Origin of the sequence: Chelatococcus sp. XZ-Ab1 (genome assembly GCF_029309855.1) — a bacterium.
In the GTDB taxonomy this organism is placed as follows: Bacteria; Pseudomonadota; Alphaproteobacteria; order Rhizobiales; family Beijerinckiaceae; genus Chelatococcus_A; species Chelatococcus_A sambhunathii.
Map to the genome: position 1 here is coordinate 110,239 of NZ_JARKII010000012.1, position 23,681 is coordinate 133,919.

39 protein-coding genes are annotated in these 23,681 nt (G+C 65.3%); 18 read left to right on the top strand and 21 right to left on the bottom strand.

The features are described from left to right. Positions 1 to 93: 93 nt before the first annotated feature. From P2T65_RS17260 to P2T65_RS17345, 18 genes are all read right to left on the bottom strand, one after another. A complete protein-coding gene (locus P2T65_RS17260) occupies positions 94 to 1,656 on the bottom strand; it encodes a portal protein (protein ID WP_276200320.1) in 1,563 nt (520 codons plus the stop codon). Positions 1,657 to 1,662: 6 nt separating this feature from the next. Beyond that, complete coding sequence (locus P2T65_RS17265) at positions 1,663 to 1,881, bottom strand: hypothetical protein (protein WP_276200321.1); 219 nt, start codon at positions 1,879 to 1,881, stop codon at positions 1,663 to 1,665. Positions 1,882 to 1,947: 66 nt separating this feature from the next. Further along, positions 1,948 to 2,364 (bottom strand): hypothetical protein, encoded by a 417-nt coding sequence (locus P2T65_RS17270; protein ID WP_276200322.1) that lies wholly within the window; start codon positions 2,362 to 2,364, stop codon positions 1,948 to 1,950. 1 nt (position 2,365) lies between these two features. Further along, positions 2,366 to 2,620, bottom strand: coding sequence for a hypothetical protein (locus P2T65_RS17275; protein WP_276200323.1), 255 nt, complete (start codon positions 2,618 to 2,620; stop codon positions 2,366 to 2,368). Next, positions 2,620 to 4,221: a hypothetical protein gene (locus P2T65_RS17280; protein WP_276200324.1), complete on the bottom strand. Its 1,602-nt coding sequence runs from the start codon at positions 4,219 to 4,221 to the stop codon at positions 2,620 to 2,622. Before P2T65_RS17280 ends, P2T65_RS17275 begins: the two co-directional genes overlap by 1 nt. Before the next feature lie 59 nt (positions 4,222 to 4,280). Further along, positions 4,281 to 4,562 (bottom strand): hypothetical protein, encoded by a 282-nt coding sequence (locus P2T65_RS17285; protein WP_276200325.1) that lies wholly within the window; start codon positions 4,560 to 4,562, stop codon positions 4,281 to 4,283. A gap of 33 nt (positions 4,563 to 4,595) precedes the next feature. Next, positions 4,596 to 5,015, bottom strand: a complete 420-nt coding sequence (locus P2T65_RS17290) for a DUF2829 domain-containing protein (protein WP_276200326.1) — start codon at positions 5,013 to 5,015, stop codon at positions 4,596 to 4,598. Between the two features lie 262 nt (positions 5,016 to 5,277). Beyond that, positions 5,278 to 5,775, bottom strand: coding sequence for a hypothetical protein (locus tag P2T65_RS17295; RefSeq protein WP_276200327.1), 498 nt, complete (start codon positions 5,773 to 5,775; stop codon positions 5,278 to 5,280). A 659-nt stretch (positions 5,776 to 6,434) separates the two neighbouring features. Continuing rightward, complete coding sequence (locus tag P2T65_RS17300) at positions 6,435 to 6,926, bottom strand: hypothetical protein (RefSeq protein ID WP_276200328.1); 492 nt, start codon at positions 6,924 to 6,926, stop codon at positions 6,435 to 6,437. Further along, the gene (locus P2T65_RS17305) at positions 6,923 to 7,990 is read right to left on the bottom strand and encodes an HNH endonuclease (RefSeq protein ID WP_276200329.1); all 1,068 of its coding nucleotides are present in this window, start codon (positions 7,988 to 7,990) and stop codon (positions 6,923 to 6,925) included. Before P2T65_RS17305 ends, P2T65_RS17300 begins: the two co-directional genes overlap by 4 nt. Positions 7,991 to 7,995: 5 nt before the next feature. After that, positions 7,996 to 9,399, bottom strand: coding sequence for a DnaB-like helicase C-terminal domain-containing protein (locus P2T65_RS17310; RefSeq protein ID WP_276200330.1), 1,404 nt, complete (start codon positions 9,397 to 9,399; stop codon positions 7,996 to 7,998). Between the two features lie 88 nt (positions 9,400 to 9,487). After that, positions 9,488 to 10,036: a hypothetical protein gene (locus tag P2T65_RS17315; RefSeq protein ID WP_276200331.1), complete on the bottom strand. Its 549-nt coding sequence runs from the start codon at positions 10,034 to 10,036 to the stop codon at positions 9,488 to 9,490. A 2-nt stretch (positions 10,037 to 10,038) separates the two neighbouring features. Beyond that, the gene (locus P2T65_RS17320; protein ID WP_276200332.1) at positions 10,039 to 11,400 is read right to left on the bottom strand and encodes a DNA methyltransferase; all 1,362 of its coding nucleotides are present in this window, start codon (positions 11,398 to 11,400) and stop codon (positions 10,039 to 10,041) included. After that, a complete protein-coding gene (locus tag P2T65_RS17325) occupies positions 11,397 to 11,564 on the bottom strand; it encodes a hypothetical protein (protein WP_276200333.1) in 168 nt (55 codons plus the stop codon). The genes P2T65_RS17320 and P2T65_RS17325 overlap by 4 nt, the downstream gene beginning before the upstream one ends. Further along, positions 11,561 to 11,980 carry a RusA family crossover junction endodeoxyribonuclease gene (locus tag P2T65_RS17330; protein WP_276200334.1) on the bottom strand — a complete coding sequence of 140 codons (420 nt, stop codon included), beginning with the start codon at positions 11,978 to 11,980 and terminating at the stop codon, positions 11,561 to 11,563. Before P2T65_RS17330 ends, P2T65_RS17325 begins: the two co-directional genes overlap by 4 nt. Continuing rightward, positions 11,980 to 12,567 (bottom strand): hypothetical protein, encoded by a 588-nt coding sequence (locus P2T65_RS17335; RefSeq protein ID WP_276200335.1) that lies wholly within the window; start codon positions 12,565 to 12,567, stop codon positions 11,980 to 11,982. The genes P2T65_RS17330 and P2T65_RS17335 overlap by 1 nt, the downstream gene beginning before the upstream one ends. Before the next feature lie 30 nt (positions 12,568 to 12,597). After that, on the bottom strand, positions 12,598 to 13,200 hold the full coding sequence (locus P2T65_RS17340; protein ID WP_276200336.1) for a hypothetical protein: 603 nt from the start codon (positions 13,198 to 13,200) through the stop codon (positions 12,598 to 12,600). 162 nt (positions 13,201 to 13,362) lie between these two features. Then, the gene (locus tag P2T65_RS17345) at positions 13,363 to 13,737 is read right to left on the bottom strand and encodes a hypothetical protein (protein WP_276200337.1); all 375 of its coding nucleotides are present in this window, start codon (positions 13,735 to 13,737) and stop codon (positions 13,363 to 13,365) included. Between the two features lie 62 nt (positions 13,738 to 13,799). Between P2T65_RS17345 and P2T65_RS17350 the strand changes: the two genes are divergently transcribed. Next, positions 13,800 to 14,033 (top strand): hypothetical protein, encoded by a 234-nt coding sequence (locus P2T65_RS17350; RefSeq protein WP_276200338.1) that lies wholly within the window; start codon positions 13,800 to 13,802, stop codon positions 14,031 to 14,033. Between the two features lie 77 nt (positions 14,034 to 14,110). On the opposite strand, the gene P2T65_RS17355 is transcribed toward P2T65_RS17350, so the two are convergent. After that, entirely contained in the window at positions 14,111 to 14,275 is a 165-nt protein-coding gene (locus P2T65_RS17355) for a hypothetical protein (RefSeq protein ID WP_276200339.1), read from the bottom strand. Between the two features lie 33 nt (positions 14,276 to 14,308). Between P2T65_RS17355 and P2T65_RS17360 the strand changes: the two genes are divergently transcribed. Continuing rightward, a complete protein-coding gene (locus tag P2T65_RS17360) occupies positions 14,309 to 14,527 on the top strand; it encodes a hypothetical protein (RefSeq protein ID WP_276200340.1) in 219 nt (72 codons plus the stop codon). Here the strand turns inward: P2T65_RS17360 and P2T65_RS17365 are convergent, their stop codons facing one another. After that, on the bottom strand, positions 14,528 to 14,749 hold the full coding sequence (locus P2T65_RS17365) for a hypothetical protein (RefSeq protein WP_276200341.1): 222 nt from the start codon (positions 14,747 to 14,749) through the stop codon (positions 14,528 to 14,530). Here P2T65_RS17365 and P2T65_RS17370 point away from each other — a divergent pair. Beyond that, a complete protein-coding gene (locus P2T65_RS17370) occupies positions 14,730 to 15,413 on the top strand; it encodes a helix-turn-helix domain-containing protein (RefSeq protein WP_276200342.1) in 684 nt (227 codons plus the stop codon). The genes P2T65_RS17365 and P2T65_RS17370 overlap by 20 nt on opposite strands. Here P2T65_RS17370 and P2T65_RS17375 read toward each other — a convergent pair. Then, positions 15,410 to 15,802 carry a hypothetical protein gene (locus tag P2T65_RS17375; protein WP_276200343.1) on the bottom strand — a complete coding sequence of 131 codons (393 nt, stop codon included), beginning with the start codon at positions 15,800 to 15,802 and terminating at the stop codon, positions 15,410 to 15,412. The genes P2T65_RS17370 and P2T65_RS17375 overlap by 4 nt on opposite strands. 115 nt (positions 15,803 to 15,917) lie before the next feature. On the opposite strand from P2T65_RS17375, the gene P2T65_RS17380 reads away from it, so the two are divergent. The 15 genes from P2T65_RS17380 to P2T65_RS17450 all read left to right on the top strand — a co-directional run bounded on the left by P2T65_RS17380 (position 15,918) and on the right by P2T65_RS17450 (position 23,596). Beyond that, positions 15,918 to 16,349: a hypothetical protein gene (locus P2T65_RS17380; RefSeq protein WP_276200344.1), complete on the top strand. Its 432-nt coding sequence runs from the start codon at positions 15,918 to 15,920 to the stop codon at positions 16,347 to 16,349. 1 nt (position 16,350) lies between these two features. Further along, positions 16,351 to 16,671: a hypothetical protein gene (locus P2T65_RS17385; protein ID WP_276200345.1), complete on the top strand. Its 321-nt coding sequence runs from the start codon at positions 16,351 to 16,353 to the stop codon at positions 16,669 to 16,671. Between the two features lies 1 nt (position 16,672). Continuing rightward, the gene (locus P2T65_RS17390) at positions 16,673 to 16,924 is read left to right on the top strand and encodes a hypothetical protein (protein ID WP_276200346.1); all 252 of its coding nucleotides are present in this window, start codon (positions 16,673 to 16,675) and stop codon (positions 16,922 to 16,924) included. Then, positions 16,921 to 17,163, top strand: coding sequence for a hypothetical protein (locus tag P2T65_RS17395; protein WP_276200347.1), 243 nt, complete (start codon positions 16,921 to 16,923; stop codon positions 17,161 to 17,163). Before P2T65_RS17390 ends, P2T65_RS17395 begins: the two co-directional genes overlap by 4 nt. A gap of 1 nt (position 17,164) precedes the next feature. Then, the gene (locus P2T65_RS17400; RefSeq protein WP_276200348.1) at positions 17,165 to 18,136 is read left to right on the top strand and encodes a PD-(D/E)XK nuclease-like domain-containing protein; all 972 of its coding nucleotides are present in this window, start codon (positions 17,165 to 17,167) and stop codon (positions 18,134 to 18,136) included. Then, the gene (locus P2T65_RS17405) at positions 18,136 to 19,140 is read left to right on the top strand and encodes an AAA family ATPase (RefSeq protein ID WP_276200349.1); all 1,005 of its coding nucleotides are present in this window, start codon (positions 18,136 to 18,138) and stop codon (positions 19,138 to 19,140) included. The genes P2T65_RS17400 and P2T65_RS17405 overlap by 1 nt, the downstream gene beginning before the upstream one ends. Positions 19,141 to 19,425: 285 nt before the next feature. After that, a complete protein-coding gene (locus P2T65_RS17410; protein WP_276200350.1) occupies positions 19,426 to 20,181 on the top strand; it encodes a hypothetical protein in 756 nt (251 codons plus the stop codon). Then, a complete protein-coding gene (locus P2T65_RS17415) occupies positions 20,178 to 20,477 on the top strand; it encodes a hypothetical protein (RefSeq protein WP_276200351.1) in 300 nt (99 codons plus the stop codon). Before P2T65_RS17410 ends, P2T65_RS17415 begins: the two co-directional genes overlap by 4 nt. Then, positions 20,474 to 20,767 carry a hypothetical protein gene (locus P2T65_RS17420; RefSeq protein ID WP_276200352.1) on the top strand — a complete coding sequence of 98 codons (294 nt, stop codon included), beginning with the start codon at positions 20,474 to 20,476 and terminating at the stop codon, positions 20,765 to 20,767. Before P2T65_RS17415 ends, P2T65_RS17420 begins: the two co-directional genes overlap by 4 nt. 96 nt (positions 20,768 to 20,863) lie before the next feature. After that, positions 20,864 to 21,133, top strand: coding sequence for a hypothetical protein (locus tag P2T65_RS17425; RefSeq protein WP_276200353.1), 270 nt, complete (start codon positions 20,864 to 20,866; stop codon positions 21,131 to 21,133). Beyond that, the gene (locus P2T65_RS17430; RefSeq protein ID WP_276200354.1) at positions 21,117 to 21,377 is read left to right on the top strand and encodes a hypothetical protein; all 261 of its coding nucleotides are present in this window, start codon (positions 21,117 to 21,119) and stop codon (positions 21,375 to 21,377) included. Before P2T65_RS17425 ends, P2T65_RS17430 begins: the two co-directional genes overlap by 17 nt. Then, positions 21,370 to 21,657, top strand: coding sequence for a hypothetical protein (locus tag P2T65_RS17435; RefSeq protein WP_276200355.1), 288 nt, complete (start codon positions 21,370 to 21,372; stop codon positions 21,655 to 21,657). The genes P2T65_RS17430 and P2T65_RS17435 overlap by 8 nt, the downstream gene beginning before the upstream one ends. 155 nt (positions 21,658 to 21,812) lie before the next feature. Then, positions 21,813 to 22,097 (top strand): hypothetical protein, encoded by a 285-nt coding sequence (locus tag P2T65_RS17440; protein ID WP_276200356.1) that lies wholly within the window; start codon positions 21,813 to 21,815, stop codon positions 22,095 to 22,097. Further along, entirely contained in the window at positions 22,090 to 22,389 is a 300-nt protein-coding gene (locus P2T65_RS17445) for a hypothetical protein (RefSeq protein WP_276200357.1), read from the top strand. The genes P2T65_RS17440 and P2T65_RS17445 overlap by 8 nt, the downstream gene beginning before the upstream one ends. Then, positions 22,364 to 23,596 (top strand): integrase, encoded by a 1,233-nt coding sequence (locus tag P2T65_RS17450; RefSeq protein WP_276200359.1) that lies wholly within the window; start codon positions 22,364 to 22,366, stop codon positions 23,594 to 23,596. Before P2T65_RS17445 ends, P2T65_RS17450 begins: the two co-directional genes overlap by 26 nt. The last annotated feature ends 85 nt before the right edge of the window (positions 23,597 to 23,681 follow it).

Sequence of the window (23,681 nt, forward strand, 5' to 3'; positions counted from 1 at the left end):
GGCGGAGCCACAGAAGCGCCTTCCGGCCGTCGCCCGTGTACGGCCGATCCATCAGGATCCGGGCCCACGCCTCTGCCAGTTCCTGATCGGGGTTCATGCGACTTCTCCACCGGGCGGCATGCCGCCGGCACCGCCGCCGAGAACGGGCGCGAGGTCCTGCACGGTCTGCATGATCTCGTCCTTCGATCGGAGCACGACCACGCCGTCGCGCAGCTTCGTCTTGATGTTCGCGAGCGTCTTCGGCCCGTCGACGAGCACTTCACTGAGCTGCGGGAAATAGGCCCGCGCCATCTCGAGGATGCGGCCGGCTACCTGCACATCCTGGTGCTCCTGCGCCTGCTCGGTCGGGTCGTACGGAACGAGCGCGATTTCGTTGCCGTCGACCTTCACGGGCGCGATCACGCCGCGCTGCTCGAGGAGGTACTTGAAGCGCAGGAACACCTGCGCCGGCCCTTCCTTCCAGAAGACCTTGCCCGGCGTGCCGATGCGGCGCTTCGCCCGCGCCAGCTCGTCGAGCCACTGCTCCGCCGTCGGCGGCGTCTTGCCGACCTGCTCGGGGAAGTCGATGAAGTGCAGGCGCCGGATGCGGGCTTCGATCTTCTGGAACTTGTACTCCTCGGTCATCGACTCCGAGCCGAATTCCATCGGCACGAAAGGCGTGCCGGAGCCCCACGGCCGGGCCGGATAGCCCATGCCCGGCTCAATGCCGCCGGACAGGTTGATTACGCCGTCGTCGGGATAGAAGAACGGCTTGTGCACCCTGAAGTCGAACGCTTCGACGTCAAGTCCCTCGAGCTCGTCGAGGCGGCGCAGCTCCGGCAGCGCCTGGAGCGTCGGCCCATCGCCGAAGGGGAACGACTGGTCGACATTCATGCGGCCGACGATCAGCGGGCACGAGCCCTCGCCATGTAGAAGGCCGGCATCGACGACGCGCTCGCCGACCATGACAACGCGCTGCCAAACGACGTCCGATTCATCGTCCCAGCGACGCCAGAAGCCCCACTTCACCTGACATGCGGCATTGGGACTGTCCTTCACCTTCCTTGCCACCTCGTCCGGCAAGCGAATTCCAGGCAACAGCGCCGGCACGTGCCGATAGCGCGTCGAGCGGACGATGAAGCGATCATCGACCTCGCCATAGGGGCCGACGTTGATTTCAAGCTCTCGCAGCGGAACATGCTGGCAGACAATAGGCTCGTTCGGTCGCAGGCTGTCGATCCAGAGCGCCACGGTGCCAAGAGCAAGGTCGGGCATGTACGCCTGCGCCGCCGCCGCGTAGAAGTTCGACGCCTTGATGGCGCTCATGATCTTCGCCGTCTGCGCGTCGACGTCTTCCTTGATTTCCTCGAACGCATCCTCCGGCATGTCGATGCCGGCCTTCTGGTCGACCCAGTTGATGACCTCCGGCGTGAAGGTGTTCAGCATCTCCGTCGCGAAGTCCTGCGCGACCTCCATGCCAAGCGAGGTCTGCAGGATCGAGGAGTCATCATCCCGCTTCCGATCCGACGTCACAAAAACGTTTGACGTCACGTCCTTCGCCCGACGCGGCGCTGTGAAGAAATAACCTTCGCGCAGGTCAACATCGACCTGCGCCTTGGCGGCGCGGGCGTCTTTCAGGCGCTGCTGCGCCTCCTTCTCGAGCGCGTTCGCCGCCATCGCGGATCACCGCCCGGCCGAAGAGATGGATCGGGAGCCGAACGTGCGCAGGAGCCGGTTCGTGTCGCGGGCGAGCAACGCCTGCATGGCACCGGCCTGAGCATTGTCCGCCTCACGCTGCTGCTGCTCGATCTCCGCCCGCTGTTGCGCCAGCCGCTGCTCTTCGGCCACGTTCTGCGCAATCATGGCGTTGCGCTGAGATTTGCCGGAGAATGCATTTCCCATGGATCGGGCCTCCATTCGTCAGGCCCGAAACTCACCCCGCCGCCGGAAAACCGCACCGCACAGGGATCAGTCGACGACAGCGCCGCCCTGCCGCAGCATCGCCCGGTACAGCCCATCAGGCCGCAATGCCTGCGTCCGGCACCCGACCAGGTGCGCCATCGCCGGTACGCACCAGAACCCGACGCGGAGCCAGAAATGCCGCCCTTCACGCGGCGTGAACGCCACCGTCACCGCATGCTCGCGCTTCGCCCGGATGTGCTCCCACGCCATCGAACCGTCCGTCACGACCGCGATGCGGCTGCGGCCGAGGCTGACGTCGTAGAAAACCCACTGCCCGCTCTCCGGGATCCAGCCGGCCGCCGACACGTGCTTGAACCGCCCCATGGCCAGCCACGACAACCACCGCGACCGGGCGCGCGTTTCGAAGAACACGAACCAGGTCGCCGGCTCGACGCCAGGGGGGGCGAGCACAACGTCCGCCATGTCAGCCCTCCAGAAACAGCCGCTTCGCGTGCTCGATGATGCCGACAGTCCTGATCGCGTCCGACGACGACTGCCGATAGCCGACCTCATCGCCGTGCGCGAACGCCACGAACAGCGTGTCGACCGCCCGCTCGCCGGCGTCTATCTCCCGCAGCAGCGACACGAGCACGTCGCGCGGCGTCCACATCGAGCCGTCGCGCACCTTCTGCGCCCGGATCTCCGATATCGACATCGGCGCCTTCGAGAAGTCGTCCATCAGCCCACCCGCCGCAGCGAGCGGCGCCCCTTGTGCCACTTCACCGGCTGGTTCGAGCCAGCATCGCCCGGCCGCACGCGGCCCACCATCGCCCGTCCCTCGCCGGCTCCCAGCAGCAGGTACTGCAGCGCATCCGCAATGTCCGAATACCGGTCCTTCACCGGCACGGTCCGCTGGTCGTCACCCTTCTTGAACCGATATCCGCCCGCCATCGCCATCTTCAGCGTCACAACAGACGGCGACAGCAGAAACCGCGGCGATCCGTCCCGCATGGTATTCAGCGCGTATTCGACCACCTCGAGGCGCGTCGCAATGTCGTTCGTCGGCACCGGCGCCGGCCGCACATTCATCCCGAACGACGCAAAAACATCATAGGCCGTCACATCCGAGGCCTGCGTCTTGTCCTGCCCCTTCGGATCGCCATGCAGCCGCAGTCGCCCCAGTCGGATCGCCCGCTCGACAGACCGCAGGTCATCATCATCCAGCAATCCGGGGCAATGCTGATACAGCCACCGCCGCACACGCGGCGCAAAAACCGAGGCGCCTTGGTCGCTGCCAACAAGCTCCCCGATGATCGACCATCGGTCGTTGACGAGCTGCCCGAACACCGCCGCCGGACGCCGGCCGAAGTCCAGCCCCACCTCGACCGGCCAGTTCGGGTTGTGCCGCAGCGCCACCTTCGCGACGTGCGTCTCTTCCCGGAACATCGGCCAGACTGCCTGCCCGTCGATCGGCGCCGTGATCCGGTTCATGATCGATGAATCAATCCACCGCTTCGACTTGCCCTTGATCGTCTCGAGGTACAGCGGCCGGCCGCCGATCTTCGGGATCCACTTAAGGTTCTCGGCTCCCGGGTTGAGCCGATAGTCCACCACCGTCTTGCCGTCGGCGCCGAACACCTCGACGAGCCCCGCCGGCTGCACGAAATACTCCCAACCAGCAGGCCAGACCCATTCCGCGCGCTCTTCCTCCGGCATGTCTTCCGGCAACGGCACCTCGCCCGTCAGTCGCGGCAACCAGTGGTCTTCCGTCGGCGAGTTCAGGTCCGCGAACAGCCCCGACCAAGTCGCCCCGCCGTCCTTCACCGCCGGATAGTACCCGATGCGCGATTCCGCCTCGTCGAAGACCTCCTTCGGGATGTACTGCAACTCATTGATCCAGCCGCCGGTCCACTCCGTCGAGCGCAGCTTCGACACATCCTCCGGCTTGTCGAGCGCCAGAAACACAACCTCCGCCGACACGTCCGCCTTGCGCAGGTAATGCACCATCGGCTTCGACCACACGAACCGGCCGAATTCCCGCTCCGGCAGCCAATCGAGCCATGTCTTGATCGTCGACCGCTGCAGCTCCGGATACGAGTTGCGGATCACGAACCACCGCGACCGCCGCACCCCATCCGGCCCCGGTGCCTGCTCGCACGCCCGCCGGTAGATCTCCATGCAGCACGCCGATGATGTCCCCGAACGGATGGGCCCCCGAATGATCCGAACGCGCGCGTTGCTCAGCATGAAGCCGCGCAGAACCTTGCCGTCGGGCACGTAGATGACGCGACCGTGTTCGTCGCGGTTGACGGCCGGGCGCTCTTCCTGGATGGCTTCCATGTCAGGCTCCAGTCCGCGCAAAGGCGCCATGCAGGCGCGCGGCGGCCGCACAGCCACCATCACAGCCGCACCCACCCGCCGCCGCCATGCGCGAACGTCCCTTCCGTCGTCTCGACGATCAGCCGCCCCCCAACAACCGCCGACGACTTCGGCTCACCCGGTGGCATCGCGCCACCCACCACATCCGCCGCCAACGAACCGCCACCATCGGGCGTTTCCGTCGGCTCACGCCACGCCGGCCACGGCTCCCCACGCCCTTCAGCCGCCCGAACGCTCGCCATGTGCGCGCCCCAGGCATCATCTCGCCGCCGCGCCTTCAGGACATCCCGCGTCGCCGCCATCACAACACCCCGCGAATGTTCAGGCCGGACCAGTCAGGCCGCCTCGACGATCTGCCAATCGTCGGCAAGCATGTCGGATTGCGAGGCGAGCCAAGGCACCACGTAACCTTGCGCCGTCTTCATATCGATGTGCGGGTGGTAATCGATCTGCGTTCCTTCCGGGTAGATACCCAGGAGGGGCGCGCGATTGACCGTAAACCGCGAGCCGGGCACTAGGAACAGAAACATGCCCTTGCCGTTCCAGCCAGCGCGAGCAACGCGGTGTCCGGCTTTCAGCGCATGCAACGCGTGCCCGAACGACATTTTGTCAATCGGCTGATAATCGCGCTCATAGACAGCATCGGGACACCAAGACAGATAGCCGTCTGCATACTTGATCGCGTACCCAGCCTGATTGTCTTTCTCCTGGGGCCATACAGTGACCCGCTTCGTGCTGTAGGCATCATGCGTCATCGAAGTCTCCTTGAATTCTCAGGCCAAAAAATCTGACAACCACACCCCCGATGTTCCGGGCAAAAATCGCGCAAGGGTGGGAGGACGTCCCGACTTGCGCCGCGATTTTCCCCCGCCCCACCGGGCCTGGACGCCATCTATCGCGAAGGTGGGTGGGGCCAGCCGCCCGACAGGCCGCCGTCCGTATCCGACCACGCACGAGCCGATGCCGTCGCCGCGCCGGATGACCTGGGCGCCGCAGCAAGCGCCCTCATTCTGCGCGTTACCCGTCCACATCGGTAACACTCTCTTGCTCAATCAAGGTGCTAGCGCGCTCAGCACCCTGACTTGAGATCACGCGCGGCCCCTCAACAGGACCGTCGAGCCTGACGACGTAGCCGGCGATGACGTTGTTGCCGCCGTTGATCGTGATCGGGCTGTCCTTGTGTGTGCCCTCGATATCGCGCACGGCCGTCAGAGCGACCTTCATCTCGGCCGCTGATGCAGTGGGCGCGAACCCGCGGTCTCGCACCACCTGCTGCAGCCTGAAATTCCTCGCGCGTTCGGCTTGCTTGAGGTCTTCGATCTCGCTGAAGAACTGCCGGCGGAAGGCGGGATCGCGCATGATCAGTCGGGCGCGGCGTCGCCGGATGCCCAGGGCGTCTGCGGCGTCCTCGAGGCGTTCACCTTCGACGAGGCGGTCGAGTAGTTCTCGGACGCGCGGGATGGAGAGGAGGGAGCGTCCGGATGAGTTGAGCGCGGGGACGGATGGCTTGCTCATGGTGGAGAGGTTGGATCGCCTGCCTTCGCTGGTCGCTCGGCTGGCTCGCTGGTCGCTCGCCACCGGCGAGAAGAATGCGCGCGTGGTTGGTTGCGCGAGGGAGGATGGATTTTTACTGTTTGGTCGGCACCGCACAGAGCGTCGTTGCTGTGCGCGCGGCGCTGTTCTTTCGGTATTTCAAGGTGTTGTCGTTTCGCCTCCGTTACGACATGCCACTGTGCGTCGTGCTTGACAAGTGCTGAGCAAGTCGTGCCTGGACGATCCCCGTGTGCGGTGCGAAGAGTGTCTCGACCTGATCATCTATGCAGCATGAAGAGCTACATTTACGTGATCAGTGCCACCGGCGGCCGAGTAAAGATCGGCTATTCCCACCGTCTGCAAGATTGAGATCTTCGCTGATTGCTTATGGACCGTCCAAAATCCATCACTTGGACTTGAGAAGGCGAAGCAGGCCGCTGAAGGCAATTGATCTGTGCGGCGCGGGCCGGCCGGGATCGGCTACGATGCCGCTACCGAGTGGCTCATGCCCGCTCTGGTTGCCTACAACTCGCCCCGCCGGCCCAGCGCCGCGCGGGGCTTTTTGCGCTCAAAAATTCATGTTGACGCCGAGCGCCTCAAGGTCGCGGCCGCGCCGTGATCGTGGCGACACAACCATCAGCCTAGTCGCCGGCCTCCTTCTTGTCTGCCTTCGTCTGCCGCCTGACCTTGGTATTCTGCCGCGCCTTCTGCTCGCGCCACTTCCGCCAGCGGATACGGGCCGCGTGACGGGCCGACTGCCGCACCTTCACCTCGCCCAGCCGAGCGACGCGAATGCGGCCGCCGAGGCGTCCCCTTTCCGCCATTACTTTTTTCATCGCTTCCTCGTAAGCAATTGGACTGGGACCGCTTTTCGAATGCGAAGCAGGGCTACGCATAACCGCGATTTCGAGGCGCAGGGCCCCGAGAAGAAGCGGCAGTGACTGCCACCCGATGTTGCGCGCATTCGGCGCCTGCGGGTTGGTCAACATCGCCTCGATCTTGGCCGTGTAGCCGGTCGGCAGGCCCGCCATGTCATCGACGGCTAGCTGGCTCAGGCCAAGCGACACGCGCCGGGCGCGAATGGCAGCAACGAGCGCAGCGTAATCAGTGATGCGGGCTAGCACGTCCGTCACGCCATCGCCTCCCTCATCTCGCGCATTGCAGCCTTCATGCGTCGGTATCGGGCCTCAAATTCCGGCTGGCTCGCATCCTCGAACCGGTTGCACATCGGCTCCCGGCTCGGCGTGATGCCGAACTCGGCGAGGATCGCGTCCGGCACGAGCGTCCCCAGCTCGTCCGGCGCCGGCCCCTCGTGGCCGAACGCCCATGTGCCGCCGCGCCGCCATGACGCCACCGCCTTGCGCCACACGTCGGGGCTCCGCGTCGCTGGGTCGAAAAGCTCGACCTGCTCCGGCTCGACCGGCGCCCGCTTGCGGATCGCCCCGGCCACGTATTCCGCCGGATCACCAGCCTCCGACGCCTGCTCGATGATGGCCCGCGCCCTCGGAATGCTGTCGGAGACGGCCTTCAGCAGCTTCGTCACCTGCCCACCGGAGGTCTTCCCCAGAACCTGTTTGGCTCGGCGGTAGAGGGCTTTGCGGGGATCCTCCTCGGTCGGCTCCGGCGCAGCCGGCGGCGCCCCGGCGCCCTCCGAGCGAAGCGAGGAGGAGATGGGGGGATTATAGGGGGGAGAAGGGGGTGCAGGGGGAAGAGGGGGGACACAAGGGGGGGCGTCACCACCGTCACAAGCGTCACTTTCCGTCACTTTCGTAACGGTGACGTCACCGTGACGCGGCCCAGACCCACTCTTCCGCTCCTCGACCGTCCTTCCACCCTTCGACTTATTGCAGGCCTCGCAGCACGCAACGAGGTTGCTTATGTCGTTCGTCCCGCCTCGGCTCAGCGGGATGGCGTGATCGGCGCCCAGTTTCTCGGTGGTACCGCAGTACACGCATTTGCCGCCGTCTCGTGCGATCACCTGGCCGACTAGCGGATACCACTCCTTATCCGGCAGCCTTCCGCCCGCCTTTCGCAGGCGATAGCGCTCTTGCCGAACAGCCCCGGCCGAGCGCGCCTTTTCCGGCTGGGCCGACGAAGCCCCAAGGAGAGCCGCGCGCGTGATGATCTCGGCAGCATCGATCGGATCGATTCCCTTCTCGACGAGAGCGGTGATGAGGTCGCGGATTTCGCTCGCCATGCCCCCTACTCCGCCAGTTCTTCGATGACGTTGCACGACACGTTGCAATAGAGCGTGAGGCGTCCCGTCGGGCCCTGCCGCTGCTTCAGGATCTCGATCTCGATACGGTCCTCGACATCGGCCAGGCGGGCGCTCTCCTCATCCGAGAGCTTGCCCTTGCGCCGCAAGTAATAGGCCTCGCGATAGAGCCCGATCACCACGTCGGCGTCCTGCTCGATGGCCCCGGAGTCGCGCAGGTCGGCAAGCTGCGGCCGACGGTCGTTGCTGGCGCGTTGCTCCGTCTGCCGCGACAGCTGGCACAACAGCACCACGGCAACGCCGAGTTCCTTCGCGGCCACCTTGAGCGCGGCCGTGATTTCGGCCACCTCCTGCACGCGCGATCCGGCATAGCGCTGCGACGGGCGCACGAGGCCGAGGTGATCCACCATGATGACCGCCAGCCGCCGGCCGCGGCGTTCGAAGGACGTGCGCACCTGCCGGGCCCGCGCGATGATCTGCTGGACGGACAGGCCGGATTGCTGCTCGATGACGATCGGGTCATTGCCGTACTTTTCTCGGGCGCGGCGCAAGCGCGCGAAATCGACGTCGCGCAACCTCACACCCTCGGCGATGGCCTGATAGGTGATCGGATCGGCATGCGCCGACCAGCAGAGCGACGCCAGGGCGCGCTCGGCGAGCTCCTGTGCCACCATCTCCAGCGACACGAAATAGACGCCGTGCCCCCGCGCCGCGGTCTTGAGGCCGAGGGCGACGCCGACCGTCGTTTTCCCCATGCCCGGCCGGCCAGCGAGGATGATGAGCTGTCCCGGCCGCGCGCCCATGGTCATCTTGTCGAGGGACGGGATGCCGTAAGGAGCGCCGCGCAGGCCATTACCGGTGCGCGCCTGCTCACTGGCCTCGATCGCCGACACCATCGCCTCGTCGAGCGTGACGCGGCGGACATGTTCGGAGAGCGAGGCGGAGGAGACCGCATCCAGTTCCTCGATGGCGCCGGCGGCAATCGGCGCCGGATCGTCCATCACAGAGGCGGCCATGGCGCGCTGGATCATTTCCTTCCCCGTCCACACGATGCGACGCAGCGCCGCCGAATTGCGGACGGCACGGGCATAGCCAGGCAGGTTCGCCAGCGTAGACGCTTCGCCGTAGAGCCTCTGCAGATATTCGCCGACGGTCGCGCCGCCGAGGTCGCTGTTGCCGATCGCCTCGCGCACGAGCGTCGCGTTGATCGCGTCGCCGCGAGCGGAAGCGGCCGCCATGGCCTCCCAGATGCGGGCATGGATCGGCTCGACGAAATCCTCAATGGAAACCAGGTCAAGCGCCCGCTCCAGCGCCTCCGGCCGCACCAAGACGGCCCCGATCAGGGCCATTTCGCTGTCCAGCGAGTGCGGCAGGTCGTTCGTCTCGTTCATCGTCTTCTTGCACCCAGCCCTTGATTGCTGCTGTCACTGCCTCGCCGAGCGAGATCCAGGCATCGTCCTCGTTCTCGTTCATGACGCCTCACGGATTGCGCGCCGGATGCGCTGAATCGCCGTCACGGCCGCGTGGTCTTCCGAGCGCGGCGTGCACGGCATGCTGATCGAGAGGCGCCGCGGCCCCCACGCCCACGACAGGTGCAGGTGCTTGCGCTTCACCACCTCGACGCTCCCAAGGCCGAGGCTCACGAGAAAGTCGATGGCCGCCGAGACATGCTTGCCGGCGCGGCGGGGATCCTTCATGGGCTCGTACCGATGGGACATGGCCCGTCCTTTCGTCGCAGAGGTCGACGACGCGCCATGAGCTGCGGCCGGCGAGCACGACATCGCAGCCGAGGAGCTGCATCGCCTGCCGGGCGCCCGAGATGAGGCGGCTCGTATAGCGTTCGTCGGAATAGAGGCGCGCCCGGCCAGCGCCGGCCACGTGGTCGAGAATGTCGTCGCGGTGGACCGCCGCCGGGTGTGCCTGCAGCATCAGCTCGAGCGCGCGGAAATGCGTGCCGACGAGGATCGCGGCAACGCCGTCCCGCTCGACGCGGCGCTCGGTCGGACTGAGGTGCAGGCCGCGGATCATCGTCACTCCGCAGCAAAGAGGGAAAGGGTTTCGGCGGATGCCGGCGCGTCTTCGGGCACGACGACTGCGCGCCGCACGATGCCGACGTCGATCCGCTTCCGGGCGATCTCGGCGTATTCGGGATTGAGCTCGATCAGCGTGCAGTCGAGCCCGAGGGCATCAGCGACGAGCCCCGTCGTGCCTGCCCCGCCGAAGGGATCGAGCACCCTGCCGTCGGCCGGGCATCCGGCACGCAGGCAGCGCTCGACGAGCTCGGGCGGAAAAGTCGCGAAATGCGCATCGCGGAAAGCCGCCGTCGCCACTTCCCACACGGGCAACGGGGCCGCCTCGTAATTCCGCAGCAGACGGCCATTCCCCCGCTGCTCCTCGCGGGGCATGTCGTCCCAGCGCTCGTTGAATCCCGCGTGACGGCGGGAGTGGCCGCGTTGCTTGGCGGCTTTCCAACGATCGCGAGCGCCCTGAAGGCCGAGGTGTGGCGCATGAAGGCCACCGCCGTTCTCTACGCCTTCATATTTACGATCGACATAGCCGCCCTTCTCGCGGCCCTGCCTGTGGCGAGAGCCATAGCCGCCGGGGCCGGTGTCCCACCCATCGGGCATCTTGACGCGTCTGTTCCCGCGCGCGGTGCGGGGCCCGGGGGCGCCTCCGACATAGGAGCCTCCCCGAAATCCGTTCGCATCCTCGTCGGACGCTCGGGATACGCGCACTGCCTCGGCATTGTAGAAATGCCCGAGCCCGATCCACCGCGGCCCCGGCTTGCCGGTCGTCACCATGAGGCACTGCTCGGCGAGGTCCGGCGCGGACGAAATCTCGCCCGTGTCGCGCGCGGTCCAGAAATTCACCTCGTCGGACTTGGTGAGCAGGAACCACTTCTCGTGCGCCGTCGCCGGGCGGAAGCGGCCGGAGGAATCGGGCATCGCATTGGGCTTGCCCCAGATGATCTCGGAACGAACCCACCAGCCGTCTTCCTGCAGCGCAATGGCGAGCCGGTTCGGGACCATGCAAAGGTCCTTCGCCTTCAGCACCCCGCCGACCGTCGAGAACGGCTTGTCCCGAAACGTCCGGTCGTCGCTGCCGGCCGCTTTCGTGTCGGCCGCGCTGCGGCCGTTCGGCGTCGTGGCGTAGCAGTCGCCGTAGTTGAGCCACAGCGTGCCCGCGGGCTTCATCACCCGCCGCACCTCGCGGAACACGTCGACCATGACGGCGAGGTGCTCGCCGAGTGTCGGCTCCAGGCCGATTTGCCCCACCACGCCATAGTCTCGCAGCCCCCAATAGGGCGGGCTCGTCACGACGCAGTCGAAGTGGTCGGCCGGCAACTCGCGCAGTCGGGCGAGCACGTCGCCGAGAAGGATTGCTACGGTCATGCCGGCCTCCGGCCAGCCCGCGCCCGCAGGTTCCAGACGCGAGCCTCGTCGAGGCGGAGAACCTGGGCGATATCGATCGTGTCGAACCCGAGAGCGAACAGGAGACGGACGACCTCGACGAGCGTCTCGTCATCTGCGGCAACGGTCTGCGGATGAGCATTCATGCCACCGGCTCCACCTTGATGAAGAGGCCGGGCGCGTCCGAGTAGCGCTTCCAGATGACGGCGGAGACGATCTGCTTGTCGTCGCGCCACACGACCTCGTTGAGGGCGTCGAGCACCTTCAGCAGGTTGTCGACATCGGGCTTCGTCGCCGGCAGCAGCTCACCTTCGAGGGCCGCACGCTGGCGCTTCTTCGACCAGCTCGCCGGGACGGGGAAATGCGCGGCGACATGGACGTGCAGCGCGCCACCGAGGGGCGCGCGGTCGCCCATGGCCTCCTGGGCGGCGAGACGCAGCGCGCTCTCGTAGGAGCGCGTCGCCGCCGGGGTGAAGGCGCGGCCGGTCGATCGCACGAAGCGCGGCCGCCCCTTCCCCACTGGCACGCCGGCCAGCCGTATGACGATGGCCGGCGCCATCATTACGCCTCGACGTCCGCAACGGCGCGCGAGCGACGGCGGTCGAGATGTGGAGGGATTTCGGGGAAGTCGCCGGACGAGGACGGCTCCTCGTCGCCTTCGTCCTCTTCCTCGATCGGCAGCTCGGGCTCGTCGGGATCCGCAGCGGCCGGAGCGCGCTCACCCGTGAACACTTCCGGATCCGCCAACACGAGCACGGCGCGGCCGGCATGGCGGATCAGCAGAAGGTTGTCGTCGGTCGCGGCGGCGACGAACTCGGCCTTGATCGAGCCGTCCTTCACCGTGAACTTGCCGACGTCGACCGTCACCTTGTCGTGGCCGTGCGCCGCGATCAGATTCACGCCCTTGCGCACGAAGTCTCGCGCCGCGCTCTCGGCGGCATAGATGCGATCCTTCTGCTCGGCTTCCGAAAGCTGCTGCCACGGCTTCGGCATGTTGCGCAGATGGCCCAACAACCAGTCGCGCAGGTCGCCCGTCAACGTCTCGACGGACATCTCGATGTAGTCCTGCTTTTCCGTCATTGCCTCTCTCCAAGTGCTTGAAAATCCATGCCGCGCCAGACCTTTCCCGACCGCGCCGTGGCTTGCCATTCCGGGCCGGTCCCCGCCAAAGCGATGTCGCTATTCGAAGCGGACGACGCCGAAACGCCCGAAGGTCGGCCTGAAGTCGCCGATGCCGATGAGCCGGCCGGCGCTATCGATCACGTCGCGAAGGTCATTGCGCCCGATGTACTCGGGCAGGTTCACGATGAGATCGAATGATGCGCGCCATCCCGCCTTCATTGCGGGGCGCGTGCGGTTCACGCCCGCGCGCTGCACCATCACGCGCCTGGTATCGAGGTAGTCCCACTCGTTCGATCCGAGCGGCGCCAGATGGGTCAGCGAGACAATACCGGCCTTGTAGAGATCCATCGCACTCTTGCGGGGCGAACGGGGATCCTGCCGAAACTTGGCGGCGCCGATGATGGCCTGCCTAAGATACTCGCCAGGCACGCACAGCTCGCCGGCGTCGTTCCGATAGACGTAGCTCTCGATATCGTCCGTCTTCTTCGCCGCCGAGTTCTTGGCGGCCTTCGCCTTCGCGTCAACGGCCTCGCAGTTCCAACGGTGGAACAGAAAATCTGCGGAACCTTCAATCGTTACCGAGACGACATAGGGCCTCGACGCCTCCACAGTCGCCTTACCGCCGTTCGTCTTCTCATTGACCAGAGCAGCAACCGTCATGTCGTTCCCTTTCCTTTCCTTTCCTTGCCTTGCCCTGCCAGGCCTAGACCTGCCGAGCCGAGCCACAATCACCTGCCGCCGACAAACCGCGCGACGGCCAACCAGAAACGCGCCCGCTTCTCCGCACGCGCGGCTCGCCACAGGGCGAAACTCACCAACGCCTCACGCCAGATCACGACGCGCATTCGCAATCTCCTTGGCGAGCGCTTCAAGACGTGCTTCCGCAGCGGCAATGCGCGCCTGCGCGCGAAATTCCGGCCACCAACTGGGCTTCACATCGCCCATCAGTCCTTCGAGCACGTCGATTCCCACGTCGGAGCGGATGAGGTTTGCCAAAGCATCGGCGGACAGGCCGCACTCTCCGGTCAGCCACTTCTCGGCCGAGCGATGGGATGTTCCAGCCCGCGCGGCGAGATGATGTTGCGTCTTGCGCGGCCAAAGCCGGCGCGCGAGCGCGCAGACCGCCTCGGAAACGGGGGCATATCGGGTATCAATGCCCCCGAACAAGGGCGGTGCGATATGCGATGATCCAGACATCAAAGGCCCTCCCGGCGCTCCCGGAGCGCCAGCACGACAGACCGATAGGAAGGAGAGAGCGCTTGCCCACGACCCCGATCACGGCCGAAGACCTCGGCGCCGCGCTCGCGGCCTTCGCCCTCGCCCAGGTTGCGGCGGACGGCGGAGAGGGCGGAAACGAGCGGCTGATACGTCTCGCCAACGAGCTGCACGGCCTCGTCGACCGGATGACGACCCACGGCGATGCCGGCACGCCGGCCGCCAAGGCCCTCGGCATCTGCGCCGTCATGTTGATGGCATCCGAGACCGAACGATGATCGCGGGCCGTCGGCGCCCGGCGGACGAAGCCCGCGCTCGACACGGATCTGCGTCAGGATGTCGAGAAAGTCGTCCATCAGGAGGCCCGCATCTGGAACGCGCCGGCCTGGATGCGCCACAGCCACAACGAACCGTCGTCGGTCGTGATCACGATGTGCGTGCCAGGCACCCTCTGACCCGGCTTGCAGGGTTCGGCGCCAAGCGCCCGCGCCGTTGCGGCTGAACAATTGAGCATGATCATTCGCCAGTCCCATCATTGTGAGGAGAACCGCCCATGGGAGCCGCCATGTCGGAAGAAGAGGTCGCTGCCGTGCTCGTCGCGTTCGCGGGGGCGCTACGCCGGGCACTGCCGCCCGCCACGCTCGACCTGCCGTCGCTCGCCACCGCCCTCGACGACACGAAGAACCGCATGAACAACTCGCGCCCGCGCTCCTGCATCGCCCTGTCGTCGGTGATGCTCGAAGCCATGCTGGCGGACGAGAGAGGCGACTGATCACGCATCGGCGGCCTCCGCCGGAGCGGGGGCATCCATCACGAAGTCATTGGGCATCACCTTCCCGTCGGTGACTTCAGCGATGCGGCGAAGCTGCTCGGGGCGGGGCAAACGCTCCCCGTATCGCCACTTCTTCACCGCATGGGCAGAGCAGCCGCCCAGGAGGGCGGCCATCTGATCGTCATCGAGGCCGGAGGCCGTCATGAAATCGGAGAGCTTCATGGCCGCGAATGTTCCCCAATGCGGGGAACATCGTCAAGCAGAAACTCCCCACTTTGGGAAACGACAAGTGCGGCAAAGACTTGGCATTGTCCCCAACATGGGGAACAACCTCAAAAAGATCCGGACAAGCCTGAATTGGACGCTCGAACGGGCTGCCGAGGCCATGGCCGTCTCCCGCAGCCAGTACATCAAGCTGGAGCGTGGTGAGCGTCGGCTGACGAGCGACTACATCAGCTCGGCGGCGAGAGCGTTCGGCGTTTCAGAGGCGGACATCATCTCAACAAGGAAGACGGTGCCGCTCGTCGGCTACGTGGGCGCTGGCGCATTGGCCTATATCTTCGGCGAGGGGCAAGGACCATTCGATGAGGTCGACGCGCCAGACGGGGCAACGGAAGACACGGTGGCGGTCGAGATTCGTGGGGACTCGCTTGGAACCTTTTTCGATCAATGGCTGGTTTTCTATGACGATGTGCATGATCCACCGACTCCGAACATGATCGGCCGCCTTTGCGTCGTCATGCTCGCTGACGGGCGCCAGCTCATAAAGAAGCTCATGCGCGGCTCGATCCCCGGCCGCTACACGCTGCTGTCGCAGTTCGAGCCACCGATGTACGACGTGGAAGTTGTCTGGGCCGCCCTCGTGAAACTGATGGCTCCCCGCTAATCCCAGAGTTTTTCGCGTAATGCTTGAGCGAACCCATAGAATCTAGCGGCAGCACGAAACGCCCTGTCTCCCACACTTCCCGGCTCATATACGCCAAGCGACCCAAAGGATACGACCGCGATAATTGCAGCTGCCCCGCACGCGAGCATAGTGCTTATGTCTTCATCTGACTGATAAAGATTCTCGGCCTTGGAGCGCATCGCAACGGCAACGGTTGCTACATCGTCACGCTTTCCTGAAGCAAGAAATTCATCGAAGGCGCCCCGCGCACCAACCAAGTCCATTCCCTCATCCGCCGCTTGGTTCAAAAAGACCAACGCCACCCCGAAAGCCTCGTCGTGCCGGACCAAAAAAACCATGAATTCAGTAGCAATTTGAATGTAATCCATCCCCCCGCTCCCTTGAGGAGTATGGGCGCCGTTCAGCGTTGCTTGCATTACCCATTTTGGGGTTGACGGATATTCCCCAGATTGGGTAACGTCTCTCCAACAACGGAGGGACGACATGTCCACGCACACCCCCGACATTGCATCACAGGCCCTTGAGCGAGCGTGCCGCGCGGTTGAAGCGAGCGCCCGCCAGACGGCCGATCGGATCCTGAACAACCGGGCCGAGGACTACATCCGTGAGCCGTGGCAGCTCGACATGATCGAGCCCGGCCTGTCGGAGCGCGAGCCGGCCGACCGCCTTCGCCGCATCCTCGAACTGCAGAAGATCGAGATCGCCAACCCCACCGGCGGCGGCGGGATCGTCAACACCAGTAAGGTGAACCTCCGCGCCGCCGAGATCGCGACGCGCCGGCAGTACCACGCGCTCACCGCCGCCATGGCGGAACGCCGGAACGAGCTGATCGACGAGGCGCTTGAGAAGGCGAAGGCCGCCCAGGAGCAGATGACGGCGCTCGTGGACCGCCTCCCCGGTTCGGGAGGGCGATGAGATGAGCAAGCCTGAATTCACGCCGGGGCCGTGGATCGTTCGATCGAGCGGAGAGGTCGGAACGACGGATGAGCTAACGGCGGTCGTTTTCCCGGTCGATGACACCGGCGAAAAAACGCCCGCGGCGGAAGCCAACGCCCGCCTGATCGCCGCCGCGCCTGAAATGTACGAGGCGCTGGTTGCTGGCGTCGCGATGCGTGAAGCGCAAGCCGCATATTTCCTCGACCGCTCGCGTGAGAACCTGATCGCCAGCAAGGAAGCGGAGAGAGCATTCGACAAGCTGGCCCGCGCCGCCCTCGCCCTAGCAAGGGGAGAGCGGTGAGATGGAACGCCTCCTCGAGCATGTCTCCTTCTGGCTGATGCTGCTGGCCTTCGCCGGTTGGTGGATCGCGACGCCCGCCCACGCCGCCGAACCTTGGCCGCGCTGGTCCGGTCACGACGGCGCCGCCTACGCCTTCGCCGCGGTGATCATCGTCCCGACGCTCGCCCTCATCGTCTTCGGCGTCCTCGCGAAGTGGAGCGAGAGCCGCAAGATCGTGGACCGGCACGAGCACGTCGACGGAGAAGTGCCGTGAAGCCGTCGCCCCTCCCAGCGCTCAGCCTCGCCGCCCGGTCGATGATCGAGCACATGGCGGAGGCCCGCCGCGCGATGGACGCGGCCGAGAGGGCCATCCGCGCCGGCTCCACGGCTGGCGTCGAGCATCTGTTGAACGTCGTGCACGACCGCGCCACGACCACCGCCACCCTTGCCCGTCACGGCGTCGAGACGATCACGCGAACGTCTCGCTACCGCGGCGGCAAGTCGAGGATCTGAGATGAAGCCCCTTCCCGCCGGCCTGCACGCCGACATCCCGGCCGAGGTCTATCACGCTGACCCGTGCCATGCGCCGTCGCTGTCATCGTCGATTGCCCGTGTGCTGCTCGAGCAATCGCCCCGGCATGCGTGGCACCAGCACCCGCGCCTCAACCCGGATTACAAGCCGGACACCAGCCCCACGCGGCCGATGGAGATCGGCACCGTCGCCCACAAACTCATCCTCGGCCGTGGGCGCGACGTCCGCGTGATCGAGGCCGACGCCTACACGTCCAAGGATGCGCGCCAGCAGCGGGCCGACGCCTATGCATCCGGGCTTGCCCCCATCCTGCGGCCAGACCTTGAGGCAGCCGAGGCCATTGCCCAGGCGGCCCGTGACGCAATCGCCGGCATCGAGGATTGCGAGGGATTTGCCAGCGGCACACCTGAGCTTGTCGCCATCGCGCAGGACCCGACCGGTGCATGGCTGCGGATCATGATCGACATGTTCGAGGACCGCGGCGACGAGGCGATCATCTGGGACGTCAAGACCGGCGACCAGTCAGCCGCGCCCCAGGGCATCGGCCGGCGCATCGCCAACATGGGCTACGAAATTCAGGCCGCGCTCTATGAGCGTGTCGTCGTCCGCCTCCGGCCCGAGCTTGCCGGCCGCATCCGCTTTCGCTGGGCGCTCGTCGAGAACGATCCTCCGCATCTGTGCACGGTCGCGGAACTCGACAACATCGGCCTTGAGGTCGGGCGCAAGAAAGTCGCCGCCGCGATAGCGCTCTGGAACCGCTGTCTCGCGACCGGCAACTGGCCGGGCTACCCGGCCCGCGTCGTCTTGGCTGAATACCCCGCATTTGCCGAGACGGCCTGGACCACCCGCGAAATGGAAGACGAGAGCCTGCGCGAGATGGGCATCGACCCGTTCCTCGTGCGCGCTCCATGGCGCCCTGAACCGGCGCCGAAGAAGCTTGTCGGAGCTGTCTGATGACATTCACGTTCGCCCCCGCCCGTCGCGAGCAAGTCGGCCTGCTCATCGCCCTGGCTGGCGCCAGCGGCAGCGGCAAGACCTTCAGCGCCTTGCGGCTCGCCCGCGGCATGTCGCCCGAGGGCAAGATCGCCTTCATCGACACGGAGGCCCGGCGCGGCCTTCACTATGCCGACCGCTTCCAGTTCATGCATGCCGACATGCGGCCGCCGTTCCGGCCGGAGCGGTTCATCGAGGGTATCCGCGCAGCTGAGGCCGCCGGCGCCGAGGTTGTCATCATCGACAGCGCCTCGCACGAGTATGACGGCGAGGGCGGCATCATGGACTGGGCTGACGATCTGGCCGAGAAGGGCGTGAAGTCGCCGGGCAACTGGAAGGAACCGAAGCTCGCCCACAAGAAGATGATGAACGCGCTCCTGCAGTGCCGGGCGTCCCTCATCTTCTGCCTGCGCGCCGACGAGAAGATCGAGATCGTCCGCGAGAACGGCAAGACGCAGGTGCGCCCGTTGGGCTGGGTACCGATCTGCGAGAAGCGCTTCATGTACGAAATGACCGCCAGCTTCACGCTGACGCCGGACCGTCCCGGCATCCCGCAATTCGACCTGCCCCACAAGCTGCAGGACCAACACCGCAACATGTTCCCGGCTGGCAGGCCCATTTCCGAGGAAGCCGGCCGCATGCTCGCCGCATGGGCTCGCGGTGGATCCGTCAATCCCGCCGCCCCTTCTCGTTCCTCCTCCCAGGCGGCGGAGACTGCCGCGCCCGTGTCGTCTTCACAGCCCCCCGAGGGCGACACGGGCGCGGACTTTCCGGGAGATCACAAAATTCAATCGCTCGCCCTGATGGAGGAGGCTCGCAGTGCCGCACTCAACGGGATGGCCGCCTATCGAAAGTTCTTCGGGTCACTCGACTACAGAGACAAGCAATTGCTCGTCGATACCGGTGAGCACGACAAGAACAAGGCCGCCGCCGAGTACGCGGACAAGGGCGGGGGCGCGCAGTGACGATGGAGCTGTTCGACCTGCCGCGTGCACTCACACCACAGGAACGGAATCGCCTACGGTCGACGCAGCCGAGAGGGCACGCAGCGTTGCCCGGCACCGGCCCTGCAGGTGAGACGTGCAGAACCTGCCGCCACCTCTATCGCCGCCAGTATGCCAAGACCTACCTGAAATGCGGCCTCATGCAGATCCATTGGACGGGCGGCACGGCCACCGATGTTCGCGCGCGTGATGCTGCCTGCCGCAGGTGGGAGCGCCCCACCACCACCGTCGCCATGGAGGGCTGAGATGGGAGGACGCACGATCATTTGGTGGAGCACAGGCGCCGCCTCCTTCGTAGTGGCGCAGATCGTCCTTTCTGAAAACAAAGAGGCCATCATCGCCAGATGCGAGACGAGCAACGAGGATCCAGACAACTACCGTTTTGAGGCCGACGCGATGCGACACCTCAATCGACAGCCGACGATCCTCCGATCTGAAAGATACGGCAGCGTCTGGGACGTGTGGCACAAGCGCCGCTACATGAACGGCATCGACGGAGCGCCCTGCACTGTCGAGATGAAAGTCGCGCCCAGGCTGGCGTTTCAGCGCCCGGATGACATTCACGTCTTCGGCTATACGTGCGACGCACGCGATGTGGAGCGCTTCGAACGCCTCAAGGAGAACTATCCCGAACTGACCGTCCGGGCGCCCCTCATAGAGCGGGGGCTGACCAAAGCATCGACGTTGGCAATGGTCGAACGCGCCGGGTTGGTGCCACCCCGGAGCTACGCCATGGGATACCCCAACGCCAACTGCTTGCAGACCGGGTGCGTGAAGGCGAGCAGCCCGAATTATTGGGCGAGGTACCGGCAAGACTTCCCGGATAACTTCGCTCGCACTGCAGGCTTCGCCCGCGAGATCGGTGCGCGCTTGGCACGTATCAACGGCGAGCGCGTGTTTATCGACGATATCCCAGCGGATTGGCCTACGACAGACCCGATAGCCCCGCACTGCGACTTCCTGTGCGTGCTGGCGGAAAAGGATATGGAGGATGCAGCGTGACCTCTTGGGTGATTTGGGCGGCGCTCCTCATGGCGCAGAACGCGGCATTCACGTGGGTCAGCCGGGCCAGGAATAGCGGCTCAATTCCATACCATGCCGTTGCCGCCGTGTTCTCAAACGGCGTGTGGATCCTCTCCATGTTCATCGTCGTCGATAAGCTGAGAGAGGCCGAAGGCATTGCGCAGATCGCTGCGGTGGCCACCTTCTACACCGTGTTCACGGTCGCCGGTTCCGTCGCGATGCATTGGTTCTCCATGTCCTACCTGGAGAAGGGCAAGCGGAGGGTTGGGGCATGACTGACATCAACACGAAAGAGGGCCAAGAGATGACCGGGAAATTCCAACGTGCCGAGTTCCAACAAGATGACGACGAGGCCGGCCTGCACTTCGACGACTTCGCAAATGCCGTCCAGATATGGTCATTCATGCAGGACGGTAAGACGACAGTTCGACAGGCCGCCGACGTGTTCAACACGACGGACGATGTGATCCGTGAGGCCGTCGAGCGGCACTACTGGATGTTCTTGTCCGACAGCGATGACGATCCGGACCGTCAGTTCATCGAGCACGAGGGCGAGTGGCCATGAACGCGAAAGAGCTCCGGCGGCTGATGGAGGAGGCGACTCCGGGGCCTTGGACGACATGGCACAACGGCCACTATTGGGAGATAGGCACGGACGCCGATGCGTGGTTCGGCCAGCAGATTGGCAGCTCTCCCCACCCTCCTCTCCAAAGCAGAGGAGGCAACAAGACTGAGGGAACTGGTGTGCCGCGCCATCCCGCTCATCGAGATGGAGCGCGAAGCGCTGTTTGCTGGGCATTCGTGCAACGGTCGGCTTGTCGTCGAGGATGAGGCCGACGAACTGGCCCGCGACGATATCGCACGGATGGATGCGTGGCTGTCAGAGGCCCGCGAACTCACCGCCGGAGGAAGCGATGAAGAGGCGCAATAAGCCAGCATTCCGCGACATCGCCCGCGATATCGCCGTAGACAGCATCGTCACGCAGGCACTCGCTCGGCTCATTGAACAGATCGTCGAGGAGATCCACGCCGCCGAAATCGCGCCCATGCGCCGCAGAGCAGCACAGATGGAGAACGCGCTGCGCGACGCGCAAAAGAGACTGCGCGGTGCCGGGATGTTGGGCGGCGACGACGACCCGGTAAATGCCGCCCTGGAGGAGGGACGAGATGAGTGAGACCCCGGAAGACGTGATGAAGCTGGCCCGTGACGCTGCGGCCCGATGGTACGACGACGACTCATCATTCATGCTAGCGGGTGAAATTCGAGCCGGCGAGCACGACGACTGGCCAGTCGTCAGGGTAACGGCCCGCGCCATAATGGCCGAGAGGGAGCGTTGTGCGGAGGTGGCTGACGATTACGCCACGTTTTACCGGGGCCTAGGCTGCGTGCATCGCCACCACATTGTGGAGACGATCGCCGAGGAAATTCGCTTGGGGGATCGCTCATGCCCATGACCATCCCCACCCAAGCAGTGCGAGAGATGGCGGAGAGGCTTGGCTCTTGGAGTGGCCTCGTCTCATCTGGATATGAGTGCCAGGCCGCCGGGACTGCGATGCACGCGGCGCATCGACTGGTGCTCGTGACCGCCACGGAGAGGGAGAACGAAGACATGACCGGCCAGCTTTTCGGGTGGCCAGACGCCGAGGACCGCTTCGGCAGCGCCTACCAGGCGGCCGGGGTGCTGCTTGACATGATCGGCTTCTGGAATGCCCCGGAGGACAGCGAGTTGTTGCGGCAGGGCCTTGCGCTGCTGGACATGCTGTCGGACCCATCCAAGCCCATTCCGGACGATGCGTGGACCTTCGGCCGGCCGCCCCTGCCCAAGGAGAAGCATCCGCGCCGGAAGCGCCCGAAGCGTGCACCGGACCTGTTCGCGAGGAAGCGAGATGAATGACGACCTGCCGCTCTATCCGGACGAGAAGCAATTGGCCAAGATCATTCTCGGCCCCGCGCGAGCCAGCGCATGGCCCGGTCTTGCGACGGTGCTCGAGCGACACGGCCTGCCGATGATCGACCCGATGTTCGGCGGCCGATACCTTCCTGCCGTCCGCGCCTTCCTTGATCGGCGCAACGGTCTGGAGAAGCGGACCATCCCCGCAAAACCTGGAGGAGGAGAGAATTGGGATGCCCAGAACCGGAATGTTCCCCGGTCTCAAGCGCATGCGCCGAAAGACCGGTCGCGTTGACCTCTACTGGGTCGCGGACGAGGCCGCCGTCAAAGCCGGATATCCGGTCAAAACGGCTCGGCTGTTCGGCAACCTCGACGATCCGGCCGACGCAAAGAACATCGCCAATCGGTGCCAGGTGCTGACAGCCGAGATGCGCGAATGGATGACGGGCATCGAGGCCCCAAGGAATCTCGCCCCGCCGCGCACGATCGCGTGGCTGTGCGACGCATTCCAGATCGATGCCGACAGCCCCTATCACGAGCGCCGGCAGGCAACCCGCGCCTTCTACGATCAGAACATCAAGATCATCCGCGCAACAGTCGGGGAGCGGGATTTTGACGGCATCACCGGTCGCGACGTTCGGCGCTGGTATCGCAACTGGCGCCAGCCCGACGGCGATGGCGGGAAGGTGCATGAGCGAAGAGCATATGCCTGCATCCAGACGCTTCGGCGCCTGTTCTCCTACGGTTGCGAACTCCGCGAACCGGGGTGCTTCGACGTTTCGAAGATGCTGTCGGAGATGCAGTTCTCGATGCCCAAGAGCCGGAAGCGGCGCCCGACCTACGAGCAGATCGCCAAGGTCCGCGACATCGCGTTGCATGACAGCCGGATCTTGCGACCGTCCCTCGCGCTCGCCGTGACCATGCAGTTCGATCTCAGCATGCGCCAGAAGGATGTGATCGGCGAGTGGATTCGCGACGGCTCCGGACAGCGCAAAGGCATCATGGATGGCGAATGGCGATGGGATTGGGGGCTCACCTGGGACCAGATCGACAGCGACTGGATCCTGCGGAAGCCGACCTCCAAATCGAACGGCAGCGAGATCGCCGAGCATGACCTGAAGCTCTATCCCGACACGATCGAGCTTCTGAAGGCCATCCCGCGCGAGCGCCGCATCGGCCCGATCATCATCGACGAATCGTCCGGCAAGCCGTACCGCCGCGAGCAGTTCGGCCGGAAATTCCGAGAGGCCGCGGACCTCGCCGGCTGGCCGAAGGGGCTTTGGAACATGGACAGCCGGGCCGGAGCCGTGTCCGAGGCATTCGAAGCCGGCGCGATGGCCGAGGACGTCATGAAGGCGGCGACGCACCGCCAGATGTCAACGACGATGATCTACAACCGCGGCTCCATCGAGCAGACGGCCCGCGTCGCTCAACTGCGCATCGCACGCCGGAACGCGGCGAGAACAGGCGGCGGTAACACGCCCGGTAACACTTCTGAATGATTGCTTGAAGAAATTGCCGCCAACCCATTGAAAGGCGGTGGTACAGCTGCCCCGGCTTGAACGGGGGACCTCCTGATCCACAATC